We start from the raw sequence: 26,122 nt of genomic DNA on the forward strand, positions 1-26,122 counted from the left end.
TCGGTTACGATTGCGCCGATTCACGCCCGCGCACCCGCGTGAACAGGATGTGGTCCTGGCGCCGACCGGCGATCTCCAGGTACGCGGGGGACAGCCCGATGCGCTGGAAACCGTTCTTCTCGAGCACGCGCTGCGAGCGAAGGTTGCCGACCAGGGTGGCCGCATCAACGCGGTGCAGATCGAGCACGTCGAACGCGTACGCGACCGATGCCGCGACGGCCGCCGTGGCGAGTCCCTGCCCGTTGTGCCGCTGGTCCACCCAGTAACCCAGCGAGGCCGATTGGGCGACGCCACGCTGGATCGAACTCAGCGTGATCCGGCCCGACACCTCGCCGTCGTCGTCCAGGATCACGAACGGGACGGCATCGGTCTGATCAAGCAGCGCCGCGATCGCGATGCGCTGGCGGCGAGGTGTTGCCCAGTCCGCTGAACGCGACGGCTCGAACGGTGCAAGAAAATCGGCGTTGGAAAAGACGAGGTCGGCGAGCGTTTCCGCATCGCCGACCTCGATGAGTCGAATGACCGCGCCGCTCACGCGGACGAAGCCGCCTCTTCGCCGGGGGCAGCGATCCGCCCCGATCGCATGATGCGATCCAGCAGGGCGTCGAAATCCGCGGCGAGTTCCTGGGCCGAGTCGCCGGGCCAGATGTGCAGGGGCTTGGCGGCACCCTGCGCCTGCTGCAGCGACGTGCGCTCCGGGAGCTGGGGGGACAGCACCAGCGGGCCGAACATGTCGCGCAGTTCCTTGATGCGGAACTGGTGTTCGATCGACTGGGGGCGCACGCGGTTGACCACGATTCCGAGCGGCTGCAGACGTGGCGACAGTCCGCGGCGGATCTCCTCGATGGCGCGCAGTGCACGGTCTGCGGCCGCGACAGAGAAGAGGCCGGGCTCGGTCACGACGATCACGCGGTCGGATGCCGCCCACGCGGTACGGGTGAGGGCGTTCAGCGAGGGCGCGCAGTCGATGAGGACCAGGTCGTAGTCCGCCTCGATCGTCGCCAAGGCCTCCTCGAGCTTCCAGACGTCGCGCACGCTCGGGTGCGGGCCGTCGAAGTTGATCGCTGACGGGCTGCCGATCAGGACATCGATCGTTCCGGGGTGAACCTTCGCCCAACCCGAGGACGTGATGGCCTGACGGACCGTCTTCTCCTTCGGGTTGGCGAGGACATCGGCGATGTTCAACCGCCCGGCCACCTGGATATCCATCCCCGTAGAGACGTCGGACTGCGGGTCGAGATCCACGACGAGTGTGCGGATGCCGCGCGCGAATGCCGCGGAGGCAAGTCCGAGAGTCACTGTCGTCTTGCCGACTCCGCCTTTCAAAGAGCTGACGCTGAGTACGTGCACAATCAACCACGTTACCGTCCCGTAGGGTGGAAGGGCTATTCCCCCACACGTCTCACAGAAGACAGAGGTGTCATGTTCTCGAAGATCCTCGTAGCCAACCGTGGTGAGATCGCCATCCGCGCATTCCGCGCCGCCTATGAAGTCGGTGCCCGCACCGTCGCCGTGTTCCCGTATGAGGACCGCTTCTCCCTGCACCGTCTGAAGGCGGATGAGGCGTACCAGATCGGTGATGTCGGCCACCCCGTGCGCGCGTACCTCGATGTCGATGAGATCATCCGCGTCGCCGTCGAATCCGGCGCCGACGCCATCTACCCGGGCTACGGCTTCCTCTCGGAGAACCCCGACCTTGCGGCGAAGGCCGCAGCCAACGGCATCACCTTCATCGGACCTCCCTCCTCCGTCCTGGAGATGGCCGGCAACAAGGTCACCGCCAAGGAGCACGCGATCGCGGCCGGGGTACCGGTGCTGCGCTCCACCGAGGCATCCGACGACGTCGACGCGCTCGTGGCTCAGTCAGACGAGATCGGCTTCCCGTTGTTCGCCAAGGCCGTCGCCGGCGGTGGCGGCCGGGGTATGCGCCGCGTGGAGACCAAGGAAGAGCTCGCTCCTGCTCTGGCCGAAGCCATGCGCGAGGCAGACTCCGCGTTCGGTGACCCCCGCATGTTCCTGGAGCAAGCCGTGCTGCGTCCGCGCCACGTCGAGGTCCAGGTCCTCGCGGACTCGCACGGCGCGACGGTCCACCTGTTCGAGCGCGACTGCTCGGTGCAGCGTCGTCACCAGAAGGTCATCGAGATCGCTCCGGCCCCGAACCTCGCACAGGAGATCAAGGACGACCTGCACCGCTATGCGGTCGCCTTCGCCGAGTCCATCGGCTACCAGAACGCCGGAACGGTCGAGTTCCTCCTCGAGACCGCGGGCCCGCGCACGGGCGAGGTCGTCTTCATCGAGATGAACCCCCGTATCCAGGTGGAGCACACGGTCACGGAGGAGGTCACCGACGTCGACCTCGTCCAGACGCAGATGAAGATCGCCGCCGGCGCCTCCCTCGCGGAGCTCGGGCTGGAGCAGGAGAACATCCACCTGCGCGGTGCTGCGCTGCAGTGCCGCATCACCACCGAGGACCCGACGCAGGGCTTCCGTCCCGACACCGGCAAGATCACCACCTACCGTTCGCCGGGTGGCGCCGGCATCCGACTGGACGGCGGTACCACGGCCGCGGGTTCGCAGATCAGCCCCCACTTCGACTCGATGCTGGCCAAGCTCACGTGCCGCGGCCGTGACTTCGCGGCCGCCGTCTCGCGCGCCCGTCGTGCACTGGCCGAGTTCCGCATCCGCGGCGTCTCCACGAACATCCCGTTCCTGCAGGCGGTGCTCGATGACGCTGACTTCGTGCACGGCGACGTGTCCACCTCGTTCATCGACGAGCGTCCGCAGCTGCTGCGCGGCCGCGAGTCCAAGGACCGCGGCACCAAGGTGCTGAACTGGCTGGTGGACACCACGGTCAACAAGCCCAACGGCGAGAACCCGCTCTCGGTGAACCCCGCCGTCAAGCTTCCCGTCATCGACCTGACCGCCCCGGCCCCCGCCGGATCGCGCCAGCGTCTGCAGGAGCTGGGACCTGCGGGGTTCGCGAAGGAGCTGCGTGCGCAGACCGCGCTCGCCGTGACCGACACCACGTTCCGTGACGCCCACCAGTCTCTGCTGGCCACGCGCGTGCGGACCAAGGATCTGCTGGCTGTCGCCCCCTACGAGGCGCGCATGCTGCCGCAGCTGCTGTCCGTCGAGGCGTGGGGCGGTGCCACCTACGATGTGGCCCTGCGCTTCCTGGGCGAAGATCCGTGGGAGCGCCTGGCGAAGCTGCGTGAGGCGCTGCCGAACGTCGCGATCCAGATGTTGCTGCGCGGACGCAACACCGTGGGGTACACGCCGTACCCCACCGAGGTGACGGACGCGTTCATCCGTGAGGCCGCGGCTACCGGAGTGGACATCTTCCGCATCTTCGACGCGCTCAACGACGTCGAGCAGATGCGCCCGGCCATCGAGTCGGTGGTCGCCACCGGCACCGCGGTGGCCGAGGCCGCCCTGTGCTACACCGGTGATCTGCTGAACCCGAACGAGGATCTGTACACCCTCGACTACTACCTGAACCTTGCCGACCAGATGATCGCCGCCGGTGCGCACATCATCGGCATCAAGGACATGGCGGGACTCCTGCGACCTGCCGCCGCCGCGAAGCTGGTCTCCGCGCTGCGCGAGCGCTTCGACGTGCCGGTGCACGTGCACACGCACGACACGGCCGGCGGACAGCTCGCAACCCTCATGGCGGCGGCCCAGGCGGGAGCAGACGCCGTCGATGTGGCCTCGGCACCGATGTCGGGAACCACCAGCCAGCCGTCGATGTCGGCGCTGGTCGCGGCTCTCGCTCACACCGAGCGTGACACCGGGATCGACCTGCAGGCCGTCTCGGATCTGGAGCCCTACTGGGAGGCGGTGCGCCACATGTACGCGCCGTTCGAGTCGGGACTGCCCGGCCCTACAGGACGCGTGTACCACCACGAGATCCCCGGTGGCCAGCTCTCCAACCTGCGTCAGCAGGCGATTGCGCTGGGACTGGCCGACGACTTCGAGCTCATCGAGAACATGTACGCGGCCGCGAACGAGATCCTCGGCCGGGTGCCGAAGGTCACGCCCTCCTCGAAGGTGGTGGGCGATCTCGCCCTGCACCTGGCGGCAGTGAAGGCGGATCCCGCAGACTTCGCCGCCAACCCGGAGAAGTACGACGTTCCGGACTCGGTGGTGGGCTTCATGGCGGGCGAGCTGGGCGACCTTCCCGGCGGATGGCCCGAGCCGTTCCGCAGCAAGGTGCTGGCCGGTCGCAATGTGAAGATCGGTGTGACCCCGATCACCGCCGAGCAGGAGGCCGCGCTGAACGGTGACTCCGCCTCGCGTCGCGCGATGCTGAACACCCTGCTGTTCCCGGCGCCCACGCGCATCTTCGAGGAGACCCGGGAGGCGTACGGCGACCTGTCGGTGCTGGACACGGCCGATTACCTCTACGGCCTGGTTCCGGGTGCCGAGCACATGGTCGAGATCGATCGGGGCGTGCGCCTGTACTTCGGTCTCGAGGCCATCGGTGAAGCCGACGCCAAGGGTATGCGGACCGTGATGACCACCCTTAACGGTCAGCTGCGTCCGGTCTTCGTGCGTGACCGCAGCATCGAGGTCGCGTCGCGTTCGGCGGAGAAGGCCGATACGTCCAAGCCGGGTCAGGTGGCTGCGCCGTTCTCCGGTGTCGTGACCATCAAGGCCGCCGTCGGTGACGCCGTCGAAGCCGGTGCACCTGTGGCCTCGATCGAGGCGATGAAGATGGAGGCCGCGATCACGTCGCCGGTCTCCGGAGTCATCGAGCGCATCGCGATCGCGGGCACTCAGCAGGTCGAGGCAGGCGATCTTTTGGTCGTCGTCCGGCCCGCCCAGTAACCTGGGTGGGCGGGACAGCCTCGCCAGCAGTACGGAAGTGATGTTTCAGTGACGTCTGATCCCAGTATCAACGCGCCCTCCGACGAGCCGGAGAACGGCGTTCTCGCCGAGACCGGTGCCATCGACACCTCGGACCTCGGTCTGCTCACCACGAACACGGCCCACGTGAACGTGATCCTGCCGACCGCCGAGGAAGACGATGACGACGATGTGGTGGACGACGACGACATCTCGATCCTCTTCGACTCGCTGCTGAGCGGTGACGCGGTCACCGCTCAGCAGGAGGACGTGGCGGCCGTGGTCGTCGGCATCCCGCATGTCGCTGCGGAGGAGACGACCGACCCGGTCGACGAGATCGACCTCGTCGAGGCGGAGCTCGTAGAAGACGACCTTCCGAGCGTCGCTGCGGCTGATGGCCTCGTCGTCGACGACGCAGATGACCTCGCTGAGGATGACTCTGTCGAGGCTGACGATGCTGAGGACGGGGCGCCGGAGGAGATCTCGGATGAGGTCGACGACGCTGCTGGGAGTGAGGACGACTCCGACGACGACCCCGATGCCGACGCGTCCGAGGACGACGACGTCGCCGCGGCGGACGAGGACTTCGTGGACGAGGACTCCGTGGACGACGACGACGCTGCGGACGAAGTCTCTGCGGATGACGACGCCGCTGCGGACGAAGTCTCTGCGGATGACGACGACGCTGCGGACGAAGTCTCTGCGGATGACGACGCCGCGGACGAAGTCTCTGCGCAGGATGTGTCCGTGGACGATGTCTCCCTGGATGACGACTCCGTCGAGGTCGACGCGTCCGCGGACGTCTCCGCAGAAGACGACTCCGATGCGGCGGAGGGAGCCACCTCCGAGAGCGCGTCGATCCAGGATGACTCCGTCGAGGCCGACGCGATCAAGGACGAACCCTTCGAGGACATCTCCACCGAAGACGTCTCCGTCGAGGATGACTCGCTTGCGGACGTTTCTGTCGAGGATGACTCGCTTGCGGACGATTCCGTCGAGGATGACTCGCTTGCGGACGTTTCCGTCGAGGATGACTCGGTCGAGGACGACGCTATCGAAGACGTCTCCGCCGAGGATGACTCCGCCGCCGAGGACGAGCGAGGCGAGCCTGATAGGGGTGACTCCGCCGACGATACGTCTGCCGAGAATGCGCCCCGAGCTGAGTCCTCTGAGCACGAGTTCCTCACGCGTGACGCAGTCCACGCTGGTTCCGTTGCGGATTCGGCGGAGGACGCCTCGGATGAGGCAGGCGAGGATGAGGACGAGTCCGCGGCAGTCCGGGACGAGGGCCCGGCCGACACCCAGATCGCCGAGTCCGCCGAGATCGCCGCGGATGCCCCGGTGTCCGATGAGGAGCCCACTCCCACCGACGAGTCCGCTCAGACCGAGGACGAGGGCGGGGCTGTGACCTCCGCGCTCGCCCACGACGATATTCGCCCGGCCACGCCGGTCGTCCAGGTGTCGCCTGTCGATGCCGGGGAGGCCGAAGACACGGTGACTGCGGACCTGTCCGCCGGTGAGTTGCTCGCCGGCGCAACCGGGGGCCGGGCCACCGTGACTGATTCAGCATCCGCTCAGCGGAACTCCGTGGAGGAACCCCCTGTGTCCGAGACCCGTGATATCCACGATCTGGAGCGCGTGACCGTGCGCACCGGCGCCGTCGAGACGACTCCAGCGCCGCGCCGCCTGGGCGACGTCGGCGGCGACGCCTCCCGCGAGACGCCCGACCTTCTCACGGCGGATCGCCTCCTGGACCCGAACCGCAAGCCCAAGCCGGAGCCGGAGGGCGCCTGGCAGCATTTCGTGTACTCGATCTCGGGCAAGCGCATCAACCTGGGCGACGGCAAGCGTGCGCGCGAGCGCAAGGCACTCACCGAGCGCATCGCGGCCCCGATCACCGGTGGTTCGCGCTTCGTGCCGGTGCTGTCGCGCAAGGGCGGCGTGGGAAAGACCACCGTCACCACGCTGATCGGCATGGCCCTGGCCGACGCCCGTGACGACCGCGTCGTGGCCGTGGACGCCAACCCCGACCGTGGCACGCTGGCCGAGCGCATCTCGCGCTCCAGCACCAAGACCGTTCGTGATCTCGTGCGCGTGCGCGACGAGATTCGTGGCTACAACGACCTCTCCGGCATCGTCTCGCGTGATGAGACACGCCTAGACGTGCTGGCGAGCGACAGCGATCCGCGGGTCGCGGAGGCCTTCAGCGACATCGACTACCGCCACGTCGCCGACGTGGCCAGCCGGTACTACTCCATCGTCCTCACCGACACCGGAACGGGCATCGTGCACTCCGTCATGGGGGCAACCCTCGACCTGGCAGACCAGCTCGTGATCGTGGCGGGACGCAGCGTCGATGAGGCGCGGGCCGCGTCCGAGACCCTGACCTGGCTGGAGACGAACGGGTTCTCCGACATCGCGCGCCGTGCCATCGTCGTGCTCAACCAGACCTCCGCCGGTGCTCCCGTCGTGCGCATGGACGAGGTCGAGGAGCACTTCCGCACCCGGGTGAGTGAGGTCGTCCGCATCCCGTACGACCCGATGATCGCCTCGGGCAGCGCCATCACGTTCCGCGACCTGCAGCCGGAGACGCGCGTCGCTGCACGCGAGCTGGCGGCCCTGGTCGTCAACGGCCTGCGCGGAACGGGCGCCTGACGTGGCGGTTCGCCCGATCCGTCTCTTCGGCGACCCCGTGCTCCGGCAGCCGAGCGAGCCGATCACCGATATCGACGACGGCGTTCGCGCGCTCGTGGAAGATCTGCTCGACTCGGTGCGCGAGCCCGGCCGTGCTGGAGTCGCGGCGCCGCAGATCGGGGTCAACCTGCGCGCCTTCTCGTACAACGTCGACGGGGAGGTGGGCTACGTGCTAAACCCCGTCGTCGTCGAGGTGCGCGGCGAGCCGGTTCCCACCGGCGAGGGTTGCCTGTCGGTGCCGGGGCTCTGGCATCCGGCCCTGCGTCACCCCTACGCGCGGGTGGAGGGAATCGATCTGGACGGCGAGCGCATCGTGCTCGAGGGCACCGGGCTGATGGCGCAGGCGCTGCAGCACGAGACCGACCACCTGGACGGGATGCTCTACCTCTCCCGCCTCGCTCCCGAGGACCGCAAGGTCGCGATGCGCGAGGTCCGTGAGAGCGACTGGTTCTGATCTCCCGCAGATCGAACGACGAATGCCCCGGAGGTGTCCTCCGGGGCATTCGTCGGTGCGGTGATCAGCCGGCGACCGAGACGTTCGTTGTCTGGGCGCCCGGAGCGGCGTAGAGCTCCTCGACTTCGGAGCCGAAGTCCTTCATGATCACGTTGCGCTTGATCGACAGCTTCGGCGTGAGGTGGCCGCTGGCCTCCGTCCACTCGGTCGGCAAGATGGTGAACTTCCGGATGGACTCGGCACGGGACACGTTCTTGTTCGCGCGGTCCACGGCCGTCTGCACCTCGGCGATCACGCGCTCGTTCTTAGCCGCCTCGGCGAGAGGCATGTCCTTCGGGAGGCCGTTGTTCGCCAGCCAAGTGGGCAGCATCTCCGGGTCGAGGGTGACGAGGGCGCCGATGAACGGACGCTGATCACCCACGACGACGACCTGCCCCACCACGGGGTTCGCGCGGATGACGTCCTCGAGCGGTGCGGGGGAGACGTTCTTTCCTCCCGCGGTGACGAGGATCTCCTTCTTGCGGCCGGTGATCGTGAGGAAGCCCTCGGTGTCGAAGGATCCGATGTCGCCGGTCTTGAACCAGCCGTCGTCGAAGGCGGCGGCCGTCGCCTCGGGATTGTTCCAGTACTCCTTGAAGACGTTGATGCCGCGCACCTGGATCTCGTCGTCCTCGCCGAGACGGATGCCGACGCCCGGGAGGGCGGGGCCGACCGTTCCGATCTTGGACTTGTTGGCCTGATTGACCGTGGCGGGCGCGGTGGTCTCGGTGAGGCCGTAGCCCTCCAGGATGTGGATGCCGAGACTGTGGAAGAAGTGGCCGAGGCGCGCGCCCAGCGGCGCCGACCCGGACACGGCGTACTTCACGTTGCCGCCCATGGCCTCGCGCAGCTTCGCGTAGACAAGCTTGTCGAACAGCGCGAATCGCAGCTTCAGCCCGAACGGGATCTTCTTGCCCTCGCCGAGCAGCGTCGAGTGCTCGATCGCCGTGGCGGCCGCAGCGCGGAAGATCTTGCCCTTGCCTCCGGTCTCTGCCTTCTGCTCCGCGGAGTTGTACACCTTCTCGAACACGCGGGGCACCGCCAGGAGGAAGGTCGGCTTGAACGAGCCGAGCGTGGGCACCAGGTTGCGGGTGTCGGGCTCATGGCCGGTGCGGACGCCGGCATGGATGTCGAGGATCGAGATGAAGCGGGCGAAGACATGGGCCGTCGTGATGAACAGCACGGTCGAAGCGCCGGACATGTTCACGACCTCATCGAGCGAGCGGGCCGCATTACGTGCCAGCTCGACGAAGTTGCTGTGCGTGAGCACGCATCCCTTGGGGCGGCCGGTGGAACCCGAGGTATAGATGAGGGTGGCGATGTCGTCGCCGTTCGCGATCGTGCGCCGGCGCTCGATCTCCTCATCCGTCACTCCCGTGCCGCCGGCGACCAGCGTGTCAAGGGCGCCCAGGTGCATCTGCCAGACGGTACGGATGTTGGGAAGCTCCGAGGCCACCTCGTCGAACCGGGCGAAGTGATCGCCGCTTTCGGCGATGAGCGCAACAGCACCGGAGTCTTCCATGTACCACTGGATCTGCGCGGGGGAGCTGGTCTCGTAGATCGGCACCATCACTGCGCCCGCATAGAACAGGGCGAAGTCGACGAGCGTCCACTGGTAGGTGGTGCGGGCGATGAAGCCCACCTTGTCGCCGGGCTCCAGGCCCGCGGCGACGAAGCCCTTTGCGAGGGCGATGACCTGCTCGCGGAACTGCGTCGCGGTGATGTCTCGCCACCGGCCCTGTTCGGGAACGGAGAACAGTGCGCGGTCGGGCGTCGCCGCCACGCGCTGTTCGAGCAGGTCGGTGATGTTGTCCTGCGGGGCGGCGGGAACGATCGCTGGGACTTCGAATGCAACCACGGCAGCTCCTTCGATACCGGACGGGTGGATACGACCCGGGTGGTCGTATGTCCACTCTAAGGCACACCCCTTGCCGACTCTGGAACCCAGTGCCAACGATTGAGAAACCGGGTTCCGCGGAAGTCCTTCGGCGTCATGACGACGATCACGCTCGGTAGACTTCTTGATCGTGCGCACGCGGGTGCGCGCGGGAAGGACCACGAACGCGTGCTCACCATCGGCATCGACATCGGCGGAACGAAGATCGCGGGCGGTGTGGTCACCGAAGACGGTGAACTGCTCTCACCACGACGCACCCCCACTCCGGAGAACTCCGCAGGCATCGAGGACGCCGTGGCGGCGATGGTGGCGGACCTGCGAGCCGAGCACGAGGTGGGTGCCGTGGGCGTCGCCGCGGCGGGCTTCATCGATCGCGGGCGTGCCGTGGTCACCTACGCCGCGAACCTCGCCTGGCGCAACGAGCCGCTGAAGGAGCGACTGGAGAAGCGGCTCGAGCTACCGGTGATCGTCGAGAACGACGCGAATGCCGCCGGATGGGCCGAGTACCGGTTCGGGGCGGGCCGCGGCGTCAAGGACCTCATGATGCTCACCATCGGCACCGGCATCGGGGGTGCCGTCATCGTGAACGGCGAGCTGTTCCGCGGCGGTTTCGGTGCCGCCGCCGAGCTCGGTCACATGCGTTTCCAGCGTGACGGACTGATGTGCGGCTGCGGCCAGCGAGGATGCGTGGAGCAGTACGCCTCCGGGCGCGCTCTCCAGCGCGTCGCAGGCGAGCTGGCGGACGCCGGGGGGATCGGCGGCGGACTTGCCGCGGCGCGCGCCGCGGAGGGGTCCCTGGAAGGTGCGACCATCTCGCGCCTGGTGCTTGAGGGCGACCCCGGGGCGCTCGAAGCGCTGCGGGCCGTCTCTGCTGCGCTCGGTGAGGCCTGCGGGACCTTCTCCGCGGCATTCGATCCGGCCGTCTTCGTCATCGGCGGCGGCGTGTCGCAGCTCGGTGAGGTCCTTCTCGCTCCCATGCGCGAGGCCTATCATCAGTATCTGCCCGCGCACGGCAACCGTCCGGGCGGTGACTTCACCATCGCGCAGCTGGTGAACGACGCCGGAGTGATCGGCGTCGCCGATCTCGCCAGGGAGGGCAGCGAGTGATCTACTGGTTCCTGAAGTACGTGGTCATCGGACCCGTGGTCAAGGCCGTGTTCCGGCCCTGGATCACGGGTCGGCGTAACGTCCCGGCCTCAGGAGCCGCCATCCTCGCCAGCAACCACCTGTCCTTCGCCGACTCGATCTTCCTGCCGCTGATGCTCGACCGGCCCGTCACCTTCCTCGCGAAGAGCGACTACTTCACCGGAAAGGGCATCAAGGGATGGCTGACCAAGCTGTTCTTCATCGGCACCGGACAGCTTCCCATTGATCGCTCGGGCGGGAAGGCGTCCGAGGCGTCGCTGAACACCGGCCTGCAGGTGCTCGGTCGTGGTGACCTCCTCGGCATCTACCCCGAAGGCACCCGCAGCCCTGATGGCCGTCTCTACCGGGGGCGAACGGGTATCGCCCGTATGGCGCTGGAAGCTCGCGTCCCGGTCATCCCAGTGGTGATGGTGGACACCGACACCATGATGCCCATCGGGCGGCGCATGCCGCGGATCATGCGGGTGGGCGTGGTGATCGGCGAGCCCCTGGACTTCTCCCGATTCGAAGGCATGGAATCGGATCGGTACATTCTGCGCAGCATCACGGACGAGATCATGGTGGCCATCCAGCAGCTGGGGGAGCAGACCTACGAGGACGTTTACGCTTCCACGGTGAAAGACCGCCTGAAGCCTGCGTCCTGAGCGCTCGGGGAGGTCTGCTCCGACGCCCGGTGTCACGTTGGTCGGAGGCCCCTCGCGGGGACGATACGATCATGGAATGTCCCTTGCAGATCTGGATTCGTGGCGCTCGCTTCCCATCAAGCAGCAGCCGGAGTGGCCCGACGCAGACGCCGTCGCCGCCGCTTCCACGCAGCTTGCCTCGTTCCCCCCGCTCGTGTTTGCGGGCGAGGTCGACGACCTGAAGTATCGCCTCGGTCGCGCCGCTGCCGGTGAGGCGTTCCTGCTGCAGGGCGGCGACTGCGCCGAGACCTTCGCCGGAGCCAACGCCGACAACATCAAGAACCGCATCAAGACGATCCTGCAGATGGCCGTCGTGCTCACCTACGGCGCCTCCATGCCGGTCATCAAGATGGGACGCATGGCCGGCCAGTTCGCCAAGCCGCGCTCCAGCAACATGGAGACGCGGGGAGATGTCACGCTGCCGGCGTACCGCGGCGACATCGTCAACGGCTACGACTTCACCGAGGGCTCTCGCACGGCAGACCCGCAGCGCCTGCTGCAGGGCTACCACATGGCGGCCTCCACGCTGAACCTGATCCGTGCCTTCACCCAGGGCGGCTTCGCTGACCTGCGCGAGGTGCACGGCTGGAACCAGGGCTTCTCGAAGAACCCGGCCAACGCGCGCTACGAAGGTCTCGCAACCGAGATCGATCGTGCGATCAAGTTCATGGAGGCGGCGGGTGCCGACTTCGACGAACTGCGTCGCGTGGACTTCTACACGGGCCACGAGGGCCTGCTGATGGACTACGAGGCACCGCTCACCCGCATCGACTCGCGCACCGGCACGCCGTACAACACCTCAGGCCACTTCCTGTGGATCGGCGAGCGCACGCGCGAGCTCGACGGCGCTCACGTGGACTACTTCTCGAAGATCCGCAACCCCATCGGCGTGAAGCTCGGCCCGACCACCACGCCGGAGACCGCGCTGGCGCTGATCGACAAGCTCGATCCCGAGCGTGAGCCCGGCCGTCTGACCTTCATCACCCGCATGGGGGCCGGCAAGATCCGGGAAGCGCTCCCGCCGCTCCTGGAGGCCGTGAAGGACTCCGGCGCGACACCGCTCTGGGTCACCGACCCCATGCACGGCAACGGCATCACCACGCCCACCGGGTACAAGACGCGTCGCTTCGACGACGTCGTGGACGAGGTCCGCGGCTTCTTCGAGGCGCATCGAGCCGTGGGCACCCACCCGGGCGGCATCCACGTCGAGCTCACGGGCGACGACGTCACCGAGTGCCTGGGAGGTTCGGAGATGATCGACGAAGCCACCTTGGCCACGCGCTACGAGTCGCTGTGCGACCCGCGTCTGAACCACATGCAGTCACTGGAACTCGCGTTCCTGGTGGCTGAGGAGCTCGAAAAGCGCTGACGCCCGCGCATGTGGGAGAGCCCCCGATCCAGACGGATCGGGGGCTCTCCCACATGCGGGTCGCCTTCCCTCTGCGCAGGGCCTTCGCGGGCGCGAACGCTCCGGGCCGCTGCAGCACGGTGCTGCTGCTACAGAACGGTGCTCCTGCCACGGAACAGTGTTGCTGCTACAGAACAGTGTTGCTGCTACAGAACAGTGTTGCTGCTACAGAACAGTGTTGCTGCTACAGAACAGTGTTGCTGCTACAGAACAGTGTTGCTGCTACAGAACAGTGTTGCTGCTACAGAACAGTGCTGCCGCCACGGAACAATGCTGCTGCTACAGAGCGGTGCTGCTGCTACAGAACAGTGCGGATAGTGATGGTGACGTCCGTGCCCTTCGGACGCATCTCCCCGGCCCCGGGGGTGGTTCCCACGGCTTCGGTCGAGCTGTCGGGCAGAAGGTTGAGCAGGCCGTTGTAGACCGGGTTGAAGCCGTGGTCGCGCAGTTCCTGCGCGGCCTGGTCCCGGGTCAGGCCGGAGACATCGGGGATCTCGAACAGCTCCGGTCCCTTGGACGTCACCAGGGTGACCGTGTCGTTCACCCGCCAGGCCCCGCCGTCCTCGCGATCCGCGATGCGGATCACGTTTCCCTTCGCGATGTCGCTGGAGAACTCCTCGACGGTGGCCGACGCCACCTGGAGTCCCGCGCCGCCCAGGATCTCGGTTGCCTTCGCCACGGACAGGCCGGAGACGTCGGGAACGAGGCCGGCGGACACGATCAGAGTCACCGTCTCATCCGGCTGCCAGTTGCCGCCTCCGTCGCGGTCCATGATTCCCACGACGATGCCGGACTGCTGCTCGTCGGTGAAGATCTTCACCTGATCGGTGTTGACCTTCAGCCCTGCGTCGGTGAGCGCCTTCGTCGCGGCATCCACTGTCATCCCGGCGACCGGGGGCACCGGTCCTTTCGAGACCAGCAAGGTCGCGGTGTCGCCCTCGAAGGCATCACAGCCGGTGAGGCAGTCGTAGGGATCGCCCGAGGCCGGGACAACGGTCAGGTTCATCAGGCGGCCCGCGGGCGGGTCGTCGGTGAACTGATAGGTGGCGGTGGAAACGGTGATGTTCTTGTTGCCGAGGATCTCGCGAGCGGTCGCCTCGTCCACTCCGGACAGGTCCTCGATCGTCGTCGGCGCCGGACCGCTGGAGATGATGAGCTGGACGGACGTGCCTTTGTCGACGTGCTCGCCACCGGCAGGATCCGTTCCGATCGCGCTGCCTGCCGGCACGGTGAGACTGGGCGCCTGTGCGGTGGTGACCACGATGTCCTGCTCACCCAGCTTGGCCATCGCGTCCTGTTCGCTGAGGCCGGCCACGTCGGCGATGACCACCTGCGATCCCGGCCCCGAGCCGAAGTACCACCCGATCCCGCCGGCGAGGGCGGCGACGAGGATCACGATCAGCAGCAGCCACCCGCCCTTGCGGCGATCCCGGCGCGTGACCGTCCGCAGCCGCGCGGAGTTGTCGACCGGGGCGAGGGAGTCCGTGGCCGGAAGCGGCATCACCGGTGCCGAGTCACGGGGGAGCACCGCCGTGAGCCCACCGCTGGAGGACAGGTCCTCCGGGATGGCCAGACCCGCGGTGAACGACGGTTCGCTGCGCGTGATCACCGGTGTGATGCCCAGCTCGCGCTCGATCTCGCGGAGACGATCGAGCATGACCTGTGCGTCAAGCGGGCGATCATCCGGTGCCCGCTCGGTCGACCAGAGCACCAGCTCGTCCAGCTGCTCCGGCACGCCGGGGTTTCGCACGCTGGGTCGCGGCACGGACTCCGTGGCGTGCTGGAAGGCGATCTGCATCGGCTGTTCGCCGCGGAACGGCTGTTCGCCCACGAGCATCTCGTAGAGCATGATGCCCAGAGCGTAGATGTCGCTGCGGGCATCCGCGGTGCCCCGGGTCACCAGCTCCGGCGCCAGGTACGCGATGGTTCCCATCAGCTGCTGCCCGGTGGCCGTGTTGGCGGTGGTGGCACGAGCGAGCCCGAAATCGCCGATCTTGATGCGGCCGTCCTCCGCGAGAAGGACGTTCTCGGGCTTCACGTCGCGATGCACGATCCCGGCGCGGTGCGCGGCGGCAAGACCGCTCAGCACGCCGTCCATGATGGTGACCGCCTGCGAGATGCTCAGCCGACGCTGCTCCTTGAGCAGCTCTCGCAGCGTGATCCCGGGAAGGTACTCCATCACCAGATAGGCGAGCTCGCCATCCTGGCCCTGGTCGAAGACGTTCACCACGTTGGGGTCCGCCAGTCGCGCTGCCGCTCGCGCCTCCTGGATGAACCGGCTCTGGAACACCGAGTCGTCGCTGAGGTGACTGTGCATCACCTTGAGCGCGATACGGCGCTCCAGCCGCAGATCGGTGGCTACATAGACGGTGGCCATGCCGCCTCTCGCGATGCGCGCACGCACCCGGTATCGACCGTCGACAAGCCGCCCGATCAGCGGGTCAGCGGTCTGGTGAGAGGTCACCCGTCGAGTCTACGGAGCAATTCCGCTCAACCACGGGAGCGCCGCGCCTCCGTGGATGAGAGACTGGAGGGGTGACTGCCACACGCGAATTCCCCGTTCCCACCGACTGGCTCGCGATGCCCGACCTCGTGGAGGCGCTCGACGAACCCCTGGGCCGCGTCCGCCGCCTCATCGACGAGCACTCGCTCGTGGGCAGCAAGCGCAACGGAGTGTTCCAGGTCCCGTCGATCTTCCTCGTCGAGGGCCGTCCCCTCTCCTCGCTGCGCGGGACGATCATCGTGCTGAGCGACGCGGGCTTCTCCGACGACGAGATCATCGATTGGCTCCTCGCCGAGGAGCCCACCATCGGCGACGCCCCGATCAACTCCCTGCTCGCCGGCCGCAAGAGCGAGGTGCGCCGGGTCGCGGCCGCCCTCGCCTGACCCGCTGACGCGGCCGCCGTCTCAGGATGTGCGAGCGGTGGCCGCCAGCGCGAGCGCGCGCAGATCCGCCACCGCGTCCGCCGCCAGCACGCCGGAATCCAGAGCCGAATCCGCTTGCGTGGTGAAGGCCGTGATGCGCTCCTCGACACGATCCAGCGCACCGGTGGCGATGATCGCGCCCTGGAGGCGGGCGACATCGCCCTCATCGAGATCGACGCGGCCGAGATCTGCGTCGAGCGAGGCGCGAGCGGCCGGGTCCATCTGCTCGCGCGCGTAGGCGATCAGCAGCGTGCGCTTGCCCTCCCGGAGGTCGTCGCCGCTCGGCTTGCCGGTGAGCTCGGTGTCGCCGAACACGCCCAGCACGTCATCGCGCAACTGGAAGGCCAGCCCGATCGGCATCCCGTAAGCCCGCAACGCCGCGAGCTGATCGTCGCGTGCGCCGCCGATGCAGGCGCCGATCACGAGCGGCTGTAGGACGCTGTAGCGCGCCGACTTCAGTGAGGCGACCTCCAGAGCGCGCTGCGCATGTTCGTCGTCCGGCTGGACGATCCATGCGGATTCCTGTGCGATGTCCAGGAACTGGCCGAGGGTCACGTCCCGCCGCATCCGCGCGTACTCTTCGCGAGCGGGTCGAGGTGAGGGATGAACGTCCAGCGCGTGCTCGAACAGGTCGTTGCTCCACGCCACCAGCAGGTCACCGAGCAGCAGAGCGGCCGAGCGTCCGAAGGCGGCTGCGTCGCCGGTCCATCCGCGACCGAGGTGCATCGCCTGCAGGGCCCGGTGGGCGGCCGGGCGACCCCGGCGCGTGTCGGAGTTGTCGATGATGTCGTCGTGCACGAGCGCGGCCGCTTGGAAGATCTCGAGCGATGCTGCCGCGTCGATGATGCTCTCGGCGCCGATGGCGGGGGAGACGGCCCGCCACCCGGTCTCGCAGAAGCGTGCTCGCAACCGCTTTCCACCGGCCAGGGAAGAGGAGGCGGCGTCGATGACGAGGGCCGCCTCGGGGCTGTCCGCCAGCGCGTCTTCGCGCCGCTCCTCGAGGAAGCTCAGCAGACGCTGGGAAACGGCCTCGGGAACGGAGTGCGAAGAGGTCACCCACCTAGCCTAGTTCCGGCGGACGGGCTTAGACTGGGGAGTCAGGCGAAGCAAACATCCGGCCCGCCTTCAGGACGACGCAAGGGGGGCACCATGCCACTCTCCGAACAGGAGCAACGACTGCTCGACGAGATGGAGCGCAATCTGCTCCACAACGACGCTGACGTGGTCAGCGCCGACTCCGCTGGTCGTCCGTTCACGTACCGCAATCTGGTCTTCGGCGCACTGCTCGTCGTTGCCGGACTGGGTGCGCTGATCGCGGGCGTCTCGCTGTTTCGCGACCTCGCCGTCATCGGCATCATCATCGGCGTCGTCGGTGTCGCCCTGATGTTCGTGGGGATCATGGTGGCAGGACGACGCGGCGAGGCGACGCTGGAGTTCGACGAGGAGGAGCTTCGTCGAGAGCCCTCCCGCCCCGCCGGACCGCGCTCGTCCGGGGGCAACGCCGGGTTCATGGACCGTATGAACGAGCGCTGGGATCGTCGTCAGGATCCCGACGACTAAACACGCCGCACATCTTCGGGCGCCGACCTTCGGGTCGGCGCCCTTTTTCGTGCCCCGCGCCGGCGCTCCACTTCGCTCCCCGGTGGTCCTCCACTTCGCTCCCCGGTGGTCCTCCACTTCGCTCCCCACGTCTCCTGGCGGGATGAACAGCGCGTAGTCTCGCGGCCCTGACCCTGCCGCGCGCTCGCAGCGCAGGCTCGTCGTTGCGGGACGACACGACTTCTCTCCCATTCCGCCACCGCACCCCTCCCCATCCCTCCACCGCGTCAGGCCGCGGAATTCCGGGGATCTCTCAGGAGAAATCCGGCGTGATCCGTCGAAACTTCTAGGGAAGTGGAGGGAAGTGGAGTATTGTGGAGCCAACTTCTGACGGGCCGGACGACAGAGGGGGTGACGGCCGATGTTGCTGGGTACGCACACACCAAAGCTCGACGACAAAGGGCGCATCATCCTGCCCGCCAAGTTCCGCGAGGATCTGGCGGGCGGCGTCGTCATCACCCGCGGTCAGGAGCGATGCCTCTACGTGTTCTCCACCGCGGAGTTCGAGTCGGTGCACGAGCGGATCCGGCAAGCCCCGCTCAGTAACAAGCAGGCTCGCGACTTCATGCGCATGTTCCTCTCCGGGGCCAGCGCGGAGATGCCCGACAGCCAGAACCGCATCACGATTCCGCAGAGTCTGCGCACCTACGCGGGACTGGAGAAGGAACTCGTGGTCACCGGAGTCGGCGCGCACGCCGAGATCTGGAACGCCCAGGCCTGGAACGACTTCGTCGAGGCCAACGAAGAGAGCTACGCCGACATGGAGCAGGAGGTGATTCCGGGATTGTTCTGAGCCTGAGTTCCGACTCCCAGCTGACTCGCCCTGACGCCACTTCCCCGGTGGCAGGTCGGGTCGGAGGGGAATCAGAGCCCAGGCCCCACCCGAAGAGATCATGAGCATCGAAGACATCCACATCCCCGTCCTCCTCGAACGCTGTGTCGAGCTGCTGGCTCCCGCGCTCGCGCACCCCGGCGCCGTCCTCGTCGATGCCACCACCGGCATGGGGGGCCACTCGTCTGCGCTGCTCGGGCGTTTCCCGGAGGTGGAGCTGGTGGGCCTGGACCGGGACACCGACGCCCTGCGGATCGCGGGGGAGCGGCTGGCACCGCACGCCTCTCGCGTCCACCTCGTTCACACCGTCTACGACGGCATCACGGACGCCGTGCACGACAGCGGGTTCGACCACGCCGACGGCATCCTCTTCGACCTCGGCGTCTCCTCCCTGCAGCTCGACGAGGCCGAGCGAGGGTTCGCATACTCCAAGGACGCTCCGCTGGACATGCGGATGGATCAGACCGCGGGGCGCACGGCCGCCGACATCATCGCGACCTACAGCGAGGGGGAGCTGCGGCGGATCTTCGAGGTCTACGGCGAGGAGAAGCTGGCCGGCCGATACGCGCGGTTCATCATCGCCGCGCGGCAGGAGGCTCCGATCGAGACGTCCGGCCGGCTGGTGGAGATCCTCACTGCCGCGACCCCGGCGGCCGCGCAGCGAGCCGGGCACCCCGCCAAGCGCGTCTTCCAGGCCCTGCGAGTCGAGGTCAACAGCGAGCTGTCCGTCCTGAGCGCGGCCATCCCGGCTGCGCTGGAGCTGCTGCCGGTGGGCGGCCGGCTCGTCGTCATGTCCTACCAGTCGCTGGAGGACCGCATCATCAAGCGCGCGTTCGCCACCGCCACGGCGTCGACGGCCCCGCGGGGGCTGCCGGTCGAACTGGAAGAGCACGCTCCGCGTTTTCGCACTCTCACGAAGGGCGCCGAGATGGCCTCGGACGACGAGCGCGAGCGCAATCCTCGAGCCACACCGGTGCGCCTGCGTGCCGTCGAACGAATTCGGGAGTCCGCATGAGCGCCTCGTCCGCCCTGCCCGAAGAACCACACATCCAGCCCCGCCCGGGGCGGGGGACCGGCTCCCCTCGCAGGCACCTCCGTCCGGTCGATGCACCCGCACGTCGCCGTCGCCCGCAGACCGTCTACGGCCTCACCGCCATCATCGGGGTGGTCCTGATCGTCGCCGCACAGCTGTTCTTCTCCATCGCGTCGACGCAGACCACGCACCACATCGTCGACCTCACCGAGCAGCAGCGCTCGCTGACCGTTGAGGCGCAGGCTCTGTTCGACCAGGTGGCGGGCCTGAGCTCTCCGCAGTACCTGGCGGCGAACGCGACGTCGGCCGGCATGATCAGCGCCGGCTCGCCCATCTTTCTGCGCCTGAGCGATGCCGCCGTGCTCGGAACGGCGTCCGCCGAGACGGCATCGACGATCGATGCGAAGGGGCGGGCAGCGGTGGGTAACGACCTCATCAAGGACACGCCGCTGGTCATGGACCCCTCCGCGACCCTCACCGGGAAGACTGCCCCTGTGACGGCACCGGAAGCATCCACCGAGGGCGCCGGCGGCGCCGCCGCCGACACGACGTCCACCGAATCCGTCGCTGCGGAGACGGAGCTGCCGCAGCAGCCGCCCGCCATCAGCGAGGGACTCCCCACGCCCGAGACCCACTGACGCCACCCATACGTCATCGACGCGAACAGACGAGGCAGCATGACTCCCAAGGACACCCGAATCCGTCGGCGACGCACGGTGGCGGTGTTCGGCACCGTGGGCGTGCTCATGGTGGCCTTCTCCGTGCGACTGGTCGACATCCAGGTGGTGAACGCTTCGGAGTACGTCGCGGAGTCGAAGCTGAAGACGCAGCAGTCGAAGCCGATCGCCGGCACGCGTGGTGAGATCGTGGATGCGAACGGCGCCGTCCTCGCGGTGAGTAACGTCACGTACGACGCGGTGATCGATCCGCTCAACCTCAACACCGTGTTCCGGCTGGCCAAGGACGGCACCAAGATCCCGCTGAAGGAGGAGTGGCCGGCGGTCTCCGAGAAGATCGCCGCCATCATCGGTCGCACGGGTGACGAGGTTCGCACCACTGTGGCGAACAACTTCGCGGACAATCCGAACAGCCGGTACGCCCTGCTGACCACGGGCTTGTCGACCGCTCAGATGGAGCAGCTCAAGGCGCTCGCGATTCCCTATCTGGCTATGCCGTCCCATGAATCCCGCACATACCCCGACGGAGCCGTGGCGGGGAGCGTCATCGGCTTCACGGGAACGGATCCGGAGAAGGGCACCGTCTTCCCGCAGGCCGGTGTCGAGTCCATGGAGAACGCCTGCCTGACCCCGACGGCGGGATCCCAGACGTTCCAGATGGGCGGCAACGGGGAGATCATCCCGGGATCGATGACCGAGACGCCCGCGGTCAACGGCGGCACCGTGCAGCTCACGATCGACCGGGATCTGAACTGGTACTTGCAGCAGATGATCGCCGAAGAGGCGCAGAACAAGGGCGCGAAGAGCGGCACGGTGACCGTGGTGGAAGTCGCCACGGGCAAGATCCGTGCCGCAGCGGAGTGGCCCACCGTCGATCCGAACAACATCGACGGCTCCGACCCCAACGACTGGTACGGCCACATCTTCAAGGACCTGTTCGAGCCCGGCTCCACTTTCAAGGCCGCCACGGCCGCGATGCTGCTGGAGTCCGGCGCCGCCACCCCGATGTCGACGGTTTCCGCGTCTGGGTGGGAGGAATTCCCGAATGGCGCGCGCGTGGGTGACTCCTTCTCCCACGACACCTACAACTACACGCTCGCGGGCGCACTCATCGATTCCTCGAACGTGGCGCTGTCCAAGTTCGGCGATCTCATGACCCCCGAGGCGCGCCACGATTTCCTCGCGAAGTTCGGCGTCGGATCCAAGACCGCCGTCAATTTCGACGGAGAGCAGGCCGGTGTGCTCCACCCGGCCGATCAGTGGGACAACCAGACGCACTACGCCACGACATTCGGTCAGGCGTTCCAGGTGACCGCGCCCCAGGTGGCGAGCTTCTACCAGATGATCGCCAACGACGGCGTGAAGAAGCCCCTGCAGCTGGTCGAGAGCTGCACGGCGGCCGACGGCACCGTCACCACGCCGAAGGTTCCGGCGGATGAGCGCCTGCTCAGCGAGCAGAACGCCGCGCAGCTCAGCACGATGATCGAGAACGTCGCCGAGCAGGGCGGCGTGGCCGATCTCATCAAGATCCCCGGCTACCGCATCGCTGCCAAGACGGGAACCGCCCAGACGTACGACGAGGCGACCCAGGCCTACAAGTCCGACCTCTACGACGTGTCGGTGGTCGGCTATGCCCCCGCCGATGACCCGAAGTATGTGGTCATCGTCACGCTCAAGGAGCCCACGACGGTAAGATCGTCTACGGCCGCTGCGCCCGCATTCCAGAAGGCGATGACCCAGGTTCTCAAGCACTACCGGGTCATGCCGTCTCAGACGCCGTTCACCGATCTTCTCCCCAAGTTCGGCTGAGCCGCTCCGCCACTCGGAGACCTCTTTCACATGATCGCACTCACGCTCGCGGAGATCGGCCACGCCATCGGCGCCGTCCTCCACCTTCACGGTGAGCACACCGCAGCCACCGTCGTCTCGGGAGCGGTAGACACCGACTCCCGGCTCATCACGGCGGGCGGCATCTTCGTCGCGAAGCCCGGTGAGCAGACCGACGGACACCACTTCGTGGGTGCCGCACTCGACAACGGGGCCGCCGTCGCCATCGTCGACCACGTCGTGGATGTCGAGATCACCCAGCTGGTCGTGGCGGACGTGGTCGCCGCGCTCGCCGACCTGGCGCGCGAGGTGGTCTCCCGTGTGCGCGCACACGGCGATCTGCGCATTGTCGGGATCACCGGATCCAACGGGAAGACCACCACGAAGAACCTCCTGGCGCGCATCCTCGAGGAGGAGGGCGAGACGGTGGCGCCGGTCGCCTCCTTCAACAACGAGGTGGGCGCGCCGCTCACGATGCTCCGCGTCCGAGAGAGCACCCGATTTCTGGTGAGCGAGTTCGGCGCGTCCGGTCCGGGGGAGATCGCCCGCCTGGCAGGTCTGGTCAACCCGGACGTCGGTGTCGTGCTGATGGTCGGCATGGCGCACGCCGGTGGCTTCGGCGGTATCGAGCGCACCGTCTACGAGAAGGGCCGTCTCATCGCTGCCGTGCGCGCGGGCGGCACCGCGGTGCTGAACATCGATGATGCTCGCGTCGCCACGATGGCCGAGATCGCCGCAGAGAACGACGAGCGCGTCGTGTGGTTCGGACACGGGGCCGGAGCAGACCTTCGCGCCTCCGACGTGGAGGTCACTGCGAACGGCACGGGCTTCACCGTCACTGTGGACGGCGAATCGCACCGCGCTCACCTCCAGGTACTCGGCGCTCATCACGTCATGAACGCGATCGCCGCGATCGCCGCAGCACGCGAGCTCGGCGTCACGGTCCCCGACGCCATCGCGCGGCTGGAGACGGTCAGTATCGCGGAGAGATGGCGTATGCAGCCGCTGGGCAGTGATCGCGTGCGCATCATCAACGACGCGTACAACGCGAGCCCTGATTCGATGGCGGCGGCGCTGCGCACCCTCGCGCAGATCACCGAGCCCGGACAGCGCAAGGTCGCGGTGCTCGGCGCGATGAGCGAGCTGGGCGAGTTCGCCGGCGACGCCCATGACGAGGTGGCACTGCTGGCCGTCCGGTTGCGTTTCGAGCGCATCGTCGTGGTGGGCCGTGATGCCCGTCGCCTCTACCTCTCCGCGATCGCGGAGGGATCCTGGGACGGCGAAGCGGTGTTCTTCGAGACTGCCGACGAAGCGTACGACTACCTCATGGGCGAGTTGCGCGACGGGGACCGTGTCCTGGTGAAGTCCTCCAACTCCGCGGGACTGCGTTTCCTGGGCGACCGCATGGGAGAATCGTTCTCGTGAGGTCACTGCTCTCTGCCGCCGCCATTTCCATGGCGTTCACGCTGCTGCTGACACCGGTGTTCCTCAAGTGGTACGAGCGCTGGGGCTGGGGCCAGGTCATCCGCACGCCGGAGGCCATGAACAACCCGCAGCACGCCGCGAAGCGCGGAACGATGTCGATGGGCGGGCTCATCTTCATCCTCGGTACCTTGGTGGGTTACTTCGTCGGCAGCTACGCGGGTGACTTCCCGCCCACGCCGTCGAGTCTGCTGGTGCTCTGGATGATGGTGGGCTTCGGAGCGGTCGGCTTCATCGACGACTACCTGAAGGTGAAGCGCCAGAACAGTCTCGGACTGTCCGGATGGCGAAAGATCGCGGCGCAGCTGCTCGTCGCGGTGGTCTTCGCCGTCGGCGCCTTGAACTTCCCGAACGATCGCGGTGTCACGCCCGGATCCAGTGCGGTCTCGCTGTTTCGTGATCTGCCGCTGCTGGATCCTTTCTCGCTCGGCTCCTGGCTTCCCGTGCTCGGGATCGGCGTGGCGCTCGGCTGGATCATCTACCTGCTGTGGATCTCCGTCATCGGCATCGCGATGTCGAACTCCGCCAACCTCGCCGACGGCCTCGACGGGCTCGCCGCGGGGTCGGGGATCTTCGTGGTGGGCGCGTACAGCCTGATCGCGTTCTGGCAGGCCCGTCAGAGCTGCATCGCCGAACTGGATCCCGCGTCGTACGGTGGCTGCTACAACACCCGTGATCCGATGGAACTGGCGATCGTCTCGGCCGCCTTCATCGGCGCGCTGGCCGGCTTCCTGTGGTGGAACGCCCCCAAGGCGAAGGTTTTCATGGGCGACACCGGCTCGATGGCGATCGGCGGCGTCGTCGCCGCGATGGCCGTCCTCACGCACACCGAGCTGCTGTCGATCCTGATCGCGGGCGTCTACGTGCTCGCGTCCGGCTCGGTGATCCTGCAGCGCGTGTACTTCAAGCTCACCCGGGGTAAGCGCCTCTTCCTCAACAGCCCCTTCCATCACCATCTCGAGTTCCGCGGGTGGCCGGAGGCCACCATCGTGGTGCGGATGTGGATCATCGCGGGCGTGCTCGCGGTCTCGGGCATCGGTCTCTTCTACGTCGAATGGTTGTCTCGCACATGAGTCGTCTGGATTCCCTCACCAGCTGGTACGCGGACTGGAAGGGACTCCGGGTGGCGGTGCTGGGCCTGTCCGACACCGGCTTCTCCGTCGCCGACACCCTCACCGAACTCGGCGCCGAGGTCCTGGTCGTCACTGAGGCGGCCGCCGAGGAATACGCGCGCCTGGTCCCGGTGATCGGCGCCCGTCTGCACGTCGGCCCTCTCGACGCCCCGCCGGCGGAGCTCCTCGACTTCGCGCCCGAGGTCGTGATCGCCTCGCCGGGCTTCCCCCCGCACCACCCCGTGATCCGCTGGACGCAGGAGAGGGGTGTCGCGCTGTGGGGCGACATCGAGCTGGCCTGGCGGGTACGCGACAAGGTCACACGCGAGGGCGGCGTGCCCGCCGACTGGGTGTTCATCACCGGCACCAACGGCAAGACCACGACGACGCGGATGACGGCGACGATGCTCGTTGCCGGCGGTCTGCGTGCAGCGCCCTGCGGCAATATCGGCACCCCCATCCTGGACGCCGTCCGCGACCCCGCCGGCTTCGACGTCCTGGTCGTGGAGCTCTCCAGTCACCAGCTCTGGTACCTGGGCCTCACGGAGGGGGTCGGTGCCCCGGTGCCGCACGCCTCCGTCTGCCTCAACCTCGCCGATGACCACCTGCAGTGGCACGGTTCGTTCGAGGCGTATCGCGAGGCCAAGGCGGTCGTGTATCGCAACACGCGCGTGGCGTGCGTCTACAACAAGGCCGATGTCGTCACCCGCGAGATGGTCGAGGATGCGGACGTCGTCGAGGGCGCACGCGCGATCGGCTTCGATCTCGGCGTTCCCGGTCTCAGCGACCTCGGTGTCGTCGACGGTCTTCTGGTCGATCGTGCCTTCACGGATGACCGCCGCCACGCGGCGCTCGAGCTCGCGACCGTGGCCGAGCTGGCGGACCACGACCTCGGAGCCCCGCACATCGTCGCCAATGCGCTCGCTGCAGCGGCACTGGCACGCTCGCTGGGGGTAACGCCGGAGCAGGTGCACGACGCCCTGCTGTCATTCCGGCTGGACCCCCATCGCATCGAGGTGGTCGCGCGCGTCGCCGGAGTGACCTGGGTCGACGATTCCAAGGCCACCAACCCCCATGCGGCGTCCTCCTCCCTCGCGGCATACCCGGGCGCGGTGTGGGTGCTGGGCGGGCTGCTCAAGGGTGTGGACATCAGCGAGCTGGTCGCGCTCCGGGGCCCCGCCGCGGCCGCTGCCGTGGTGATCGGTGCGGATCGGTCGGAGATCATGGCGGCGTTCGCACGACACGCGCCCGACGTGCCGGTTTTCGAAGTGGACGAGACCGACACTGAGATGGTCATGCCGCGCGCGGTGGAACTGGCTGCGGGGGTGGTCGAGGAGGGCGGGACCGTTCTGCTCGCTCCCGCAGCGGCCAGCTTCGATCAGTTCCGCGGCTACGACGATCGCGGCGCGAAGTTCGCCGAGGCGGTCCGCAACCGCTTCGGGATCACCGACGGCCAGTAGACAAAG

General features: G+C 67.6%; 20 protein-coding genes. 15 read left to right on the forward strand and 5 right to left on the reverse strand.

From position 1 onward, the window contains the following. Nucleotides 1-4: 4 nt before the first annotated feature. Nucleotides 5-535: a GNAT family N-acetyltransferase gene (locus LQ566_RS12470; RefSeq protein WP_231092033.1), complete on the reverse strand. Its 531-nt coding sequence runs from the start codon at nucleotides 533-535 to the stop codon at nucleotides 5-7. Further along, nucleotides 532-1,350 carry a ParA family protein gene (locus tag LQ566_RS12475; RefSeq protein ID WP_231092034.1) on the reverse strand — a complete coding sequence of 273 codons (819 nt, stop codon included), beginning with the start codon at nucleotides 1,348-1,350 and terminating at the stop codon, nucleotides 532-534. The genes LQ566_RS12470 and LQ566_RS12475 overlap by 4 nt, the downstream gene beginning before the upstream one ends. Before the next feature lie 72 nt (nucleotides 1,351-1,422). Here LQ566_RS12475 and LQ566_RS12480 point away from each other — a divergent pair, with 72 nt between their 5' ends. The 3 genes from LQ566_RS12480 to LQ566_RS12490 are packed head-to-tail and all read left to right on the forward strand — an operon-like array spanning nucleotide 1,423 to nucleotide 7,996. Next, the gene (locus tag LQ566_RS12480) at nucleotides 1,423-4,830 is read left to right on the forward strand and encodes a pyruvate carboxylase (RefSeq protein ID WP_231092035.1); all 3,408 of its coding nucleotides are present in this window, start codon (nucleotides 1,423-1,425) and stop codon (nucleotides 4,828-4,830) included. Between the two features lie 48 nt (nucleotides 4,831-4,878). Next, nucleotides 4,879-7,503 (forward strand): nucleotide-binding protein, encoded by a 2,625-nt coding sequence (locus LQ566_RS17685; RefSeq protein ID WP_231092036.1) that lies wholly within the window; start codon nucleotides 4,879-4,881, stop codon nucleotides 7,501-7,503. Between the two features lies 1 nt (nucleotide 7,504). Beyond that, nucleotides 7,505-7,996 (forward strand): peptide deformylase, encoded by a 492-nt coding sequence (locus LQ566_RS12490; RefSeq protein WP_231092037.1) that lies wholly within the window; start codon nucleotides 7,505-7,507, stop codon nucleotides 7,994-7,996. Between the two features lie 64 nt (nucleotides 7,997-8,060). Here LQ566_RS12490 and LQ566_RS12495 read toward each other — a convergent pair whose 3' ends face one another. Continuing rightward, nucleotides 8,061-9,893, reverse strand: coding sequence for an AMP-dependent synthetase/ligase (locus LQ566_RS12495; RefSeq protein WP_231092038.1), 1,833 nt, complete (start codon nucleotides 9,891-9,893; stop codon nucleotides 8,061-8,063). Between the two features lie 207 nt (nucleotides 9,894-10,100). On the opposite strand from LQ566_RS12495, the gene LQ566_RS12500 reads away from it, so the two are divergent. The 3 genes from LQ566_RS12500 to LQ566_RS12510 all read left to right on the forward strand — a co-directional run bounded on the left by LQ566_RS12500 (nucleotide 10,101) and on the right by LQ566_RS12510 (nucleotide 13,130). Then, nucleotides 10,101-11,039 carry an ROK family glucokinase gene (locus tag LQ566_RS12500; protein ID WP_231092140.1) on the forward strand — a complete coding sequence of 313 codons (939 nt, stop codon included), beginning with the start codon at nucleotides 10,101-10,103 and terminating at the stop codon, nucleotides 11,037-11,039. Further along, entirely contained in the window at nucleotides 11,036-11,722 is a 687-nt protein-coding gene (locus tag LQ566_RS12505; protein WP_231092039.1) for a lysophospholipid acyltransferase family protein, read from the forward strand. The genes LQ566_RS12500 and LQ566_RS12505 overlap by 4 nt, the downstream gene beginning before the upstream one ends. A gap of 76 nt (nucleotides 11,723-11,798) precedes the next feature. Beyond that, nucleotides 11,799-13,130 (forward strand): class II 3-deoxy-7-phosphoheptulonate synthase, encoded by a 1,332-nt coding sequence (locus LQ566_RS12510; protein WP_231092040.1) that lies wholly within the window; start codon nucleotides 11,799-11,801, stop codon nucleotides 13,128-13,130. 337 nt (nucleotides 13,131-13,467) lie between these two features. Here LQ566_RS12510 and pknB read toward each other — a convergent pair whose 3' ends face one another. Further along, nucleotides 13,468-15,633 carry a Stk1 family PASTA domain-containing Ser/Thr kinase gene (gene pknB, locus LQ566_RS12515; RefSeq protein ID WP_231092041.1) on the reverse strand — a complete coding sequence of 722 codons (2,166 nt, stop codon included), beginning with the start codon at nucleotides 15,631-15,633 and terminating at the stop codon, nucleotides 13,468-13,470. Nucleotides 15,634-15,749: 116 nt separating this feature from the next. On the opposite strand from pknB, the gene LQ566_RS12520 reads away from it, so the two are divergent. Then, on the forward strand, nucleotides 15,750-16,055 hold the full coding sequence (locus LQ566_RS12520) for an Rv2175c family DNA-binding protein (RefSeq protein ID WP_231092141.1): 306 nt from the start codon (nucleotides 15,750-15,752) through the stop codon (nucleotides 16,053-16,055). A 21-nt stretch (nucleotides 16,056-16,076) separates the two neighbouring features. On the opposite strand, the gene LQ566_RS12525 is transcribed toward LQ566_RS12520, so the two are convergent. After that, entirely contained in the window at nucleotides 16,077-17,150 is a 1,074-nt protein-coding gene (locus LQ566_RS12525; RefSeq protein ID WP_231092042.1) for a polyprenyl synthetase family protein, read from the reverse strand. Nucleotides 17,151-17,243: 93 nt separating this feature from the next. On the opposite strand from LQ566_RS12525, the gene LQ566_RS12530 reads away from it, so the two are divergent. From LQ566_RS12530 to murD, 8 genes are all read left to right on the forward strand, one after another. Further along, on the forward strand, nucleotides 17,244-17,654 hold the full coding sequence (locus LQ566_RS12530; protein WP_231092043.1) for a DUF3040 domain-containing protein: 411 nt from the start codon (nucleotides 17,244-17,246) through the stop codon (nucleotides 17,652-17,654). A 400-nt stretch (nucleotides 17,655-18,054) separates the two neighbouring features. Beyond that, nucleotides 18,055-18,486, forward strand: coding sequence for a division/cell wall cluster transcriptional repressor MraZ (gene mraZ / locus LQ566_RS12535; protein WP_231092044.1), 432 nt, complete (start codon nucleotides 18,055-18,057; stop codon nucleotides 18,484-18,486). Nucleotides 18,487-18,586: 100 nt separating this feature from the next. Beyond that, the gene (rsmH, locus tag LQ566_RS12540; protein WP_231092045.1) at nucleotides 18,587-19,540 is read left to right on the forward strand and encodes a 16S rRNA (cytosine(1402)-N(4))-methyltransferase RsmH; all 954 of its coding nucleotides are present in this window, start codon (nucleotides 18,587-18,589) and stop codon (nucleotides 19,538-19,540) included. Continuing rightward, nucleotides 19,537-20,196: a cell division protein FtsL gene (ftsL, locus tag LQ566_RS12545; RefSeq protein ID WP_231092046.1), complete on the forward strand. Its 660-nt coding sequence runs from the start codon at nucleotides 19,537-19,539 to the stop codon at nucleotides 20,194-20,196. Before rsmH ends, ftsL begins: the two co-directional genes overlap by 4 nt. 39 nt (nucleotides 20,197-20,235) lie before the next feature. Then, nucleotides 20,236-22,044: a peptidoglycan D,D-transpeptidase FtsI family protein gene (locus LQ566_RS12550; RefSeq protein WP_231092047.1), complete on the forward strand. Its 1,809-nt coding sequence runs from the start codon at nucleotides 20,236-20,238 to the stop codon at nucleotides 22,042-22,044. Nucleotides 22,045-22,074: 30 nt separating this feature from the next. Then, nucleotides 22,075-23,487 (forward strand): UDP-N-acetylmuramoyl-tripeptide--D-alanyl-D-alanine ligase, encoded by a 1,413-nt coding sequence (locus tag LQ566_RS12555; RefSeq protein ID WP_231092048.1) that lies wholly within the window; start codon nucleotides 22,075-22,077, stop codon nucleotides 23,485-23,487. After that, nucleotides 23,484-24,617, forward strand: a complete 1,134-nt coding sequence (locus LQ566_RS12560; protein WP_231092049.1) for a phospho-N-acetylmuramoyl-pentapeptide-transferase — start codon at nucleotides 23,484-23,486, stop codon at nucleotides 24,615-24,617. Before LQ566_RS12555 ends, LQ566_RS12560 begins: the two co-directional genes overlap by 4 nt. Further along, nucleotides 24,614-26,116, forward strand: a complete 1,503-nt coding sequence (murD, locus tag LQ566_RS12565; protein WP_231092050.1) for a UDP-N-acetylmuramoyl-L-alanine--D-glutamate ligase — start codon at nucleotides 24,614-24,616, stop codon at nucleotides 26,114-26,116. Before LQ566_RS12560 ends, murD begins: the two co-directional genes overlap by 4 nt. Nucleotides 26,117-26,122: the final 6 nt, after the last annotated feature.

Origin of the sequence: Microbacterium nymphoidis (genome assembly GCF_021044885.1) — a bacterium.
GTDB classification, from domain to species: Bacteria; Actinomycetota; Actinomycetes; order Actinomycetales; family Microbacteriaceae; genus Microbacterium; species Microbacterium nymphoidis.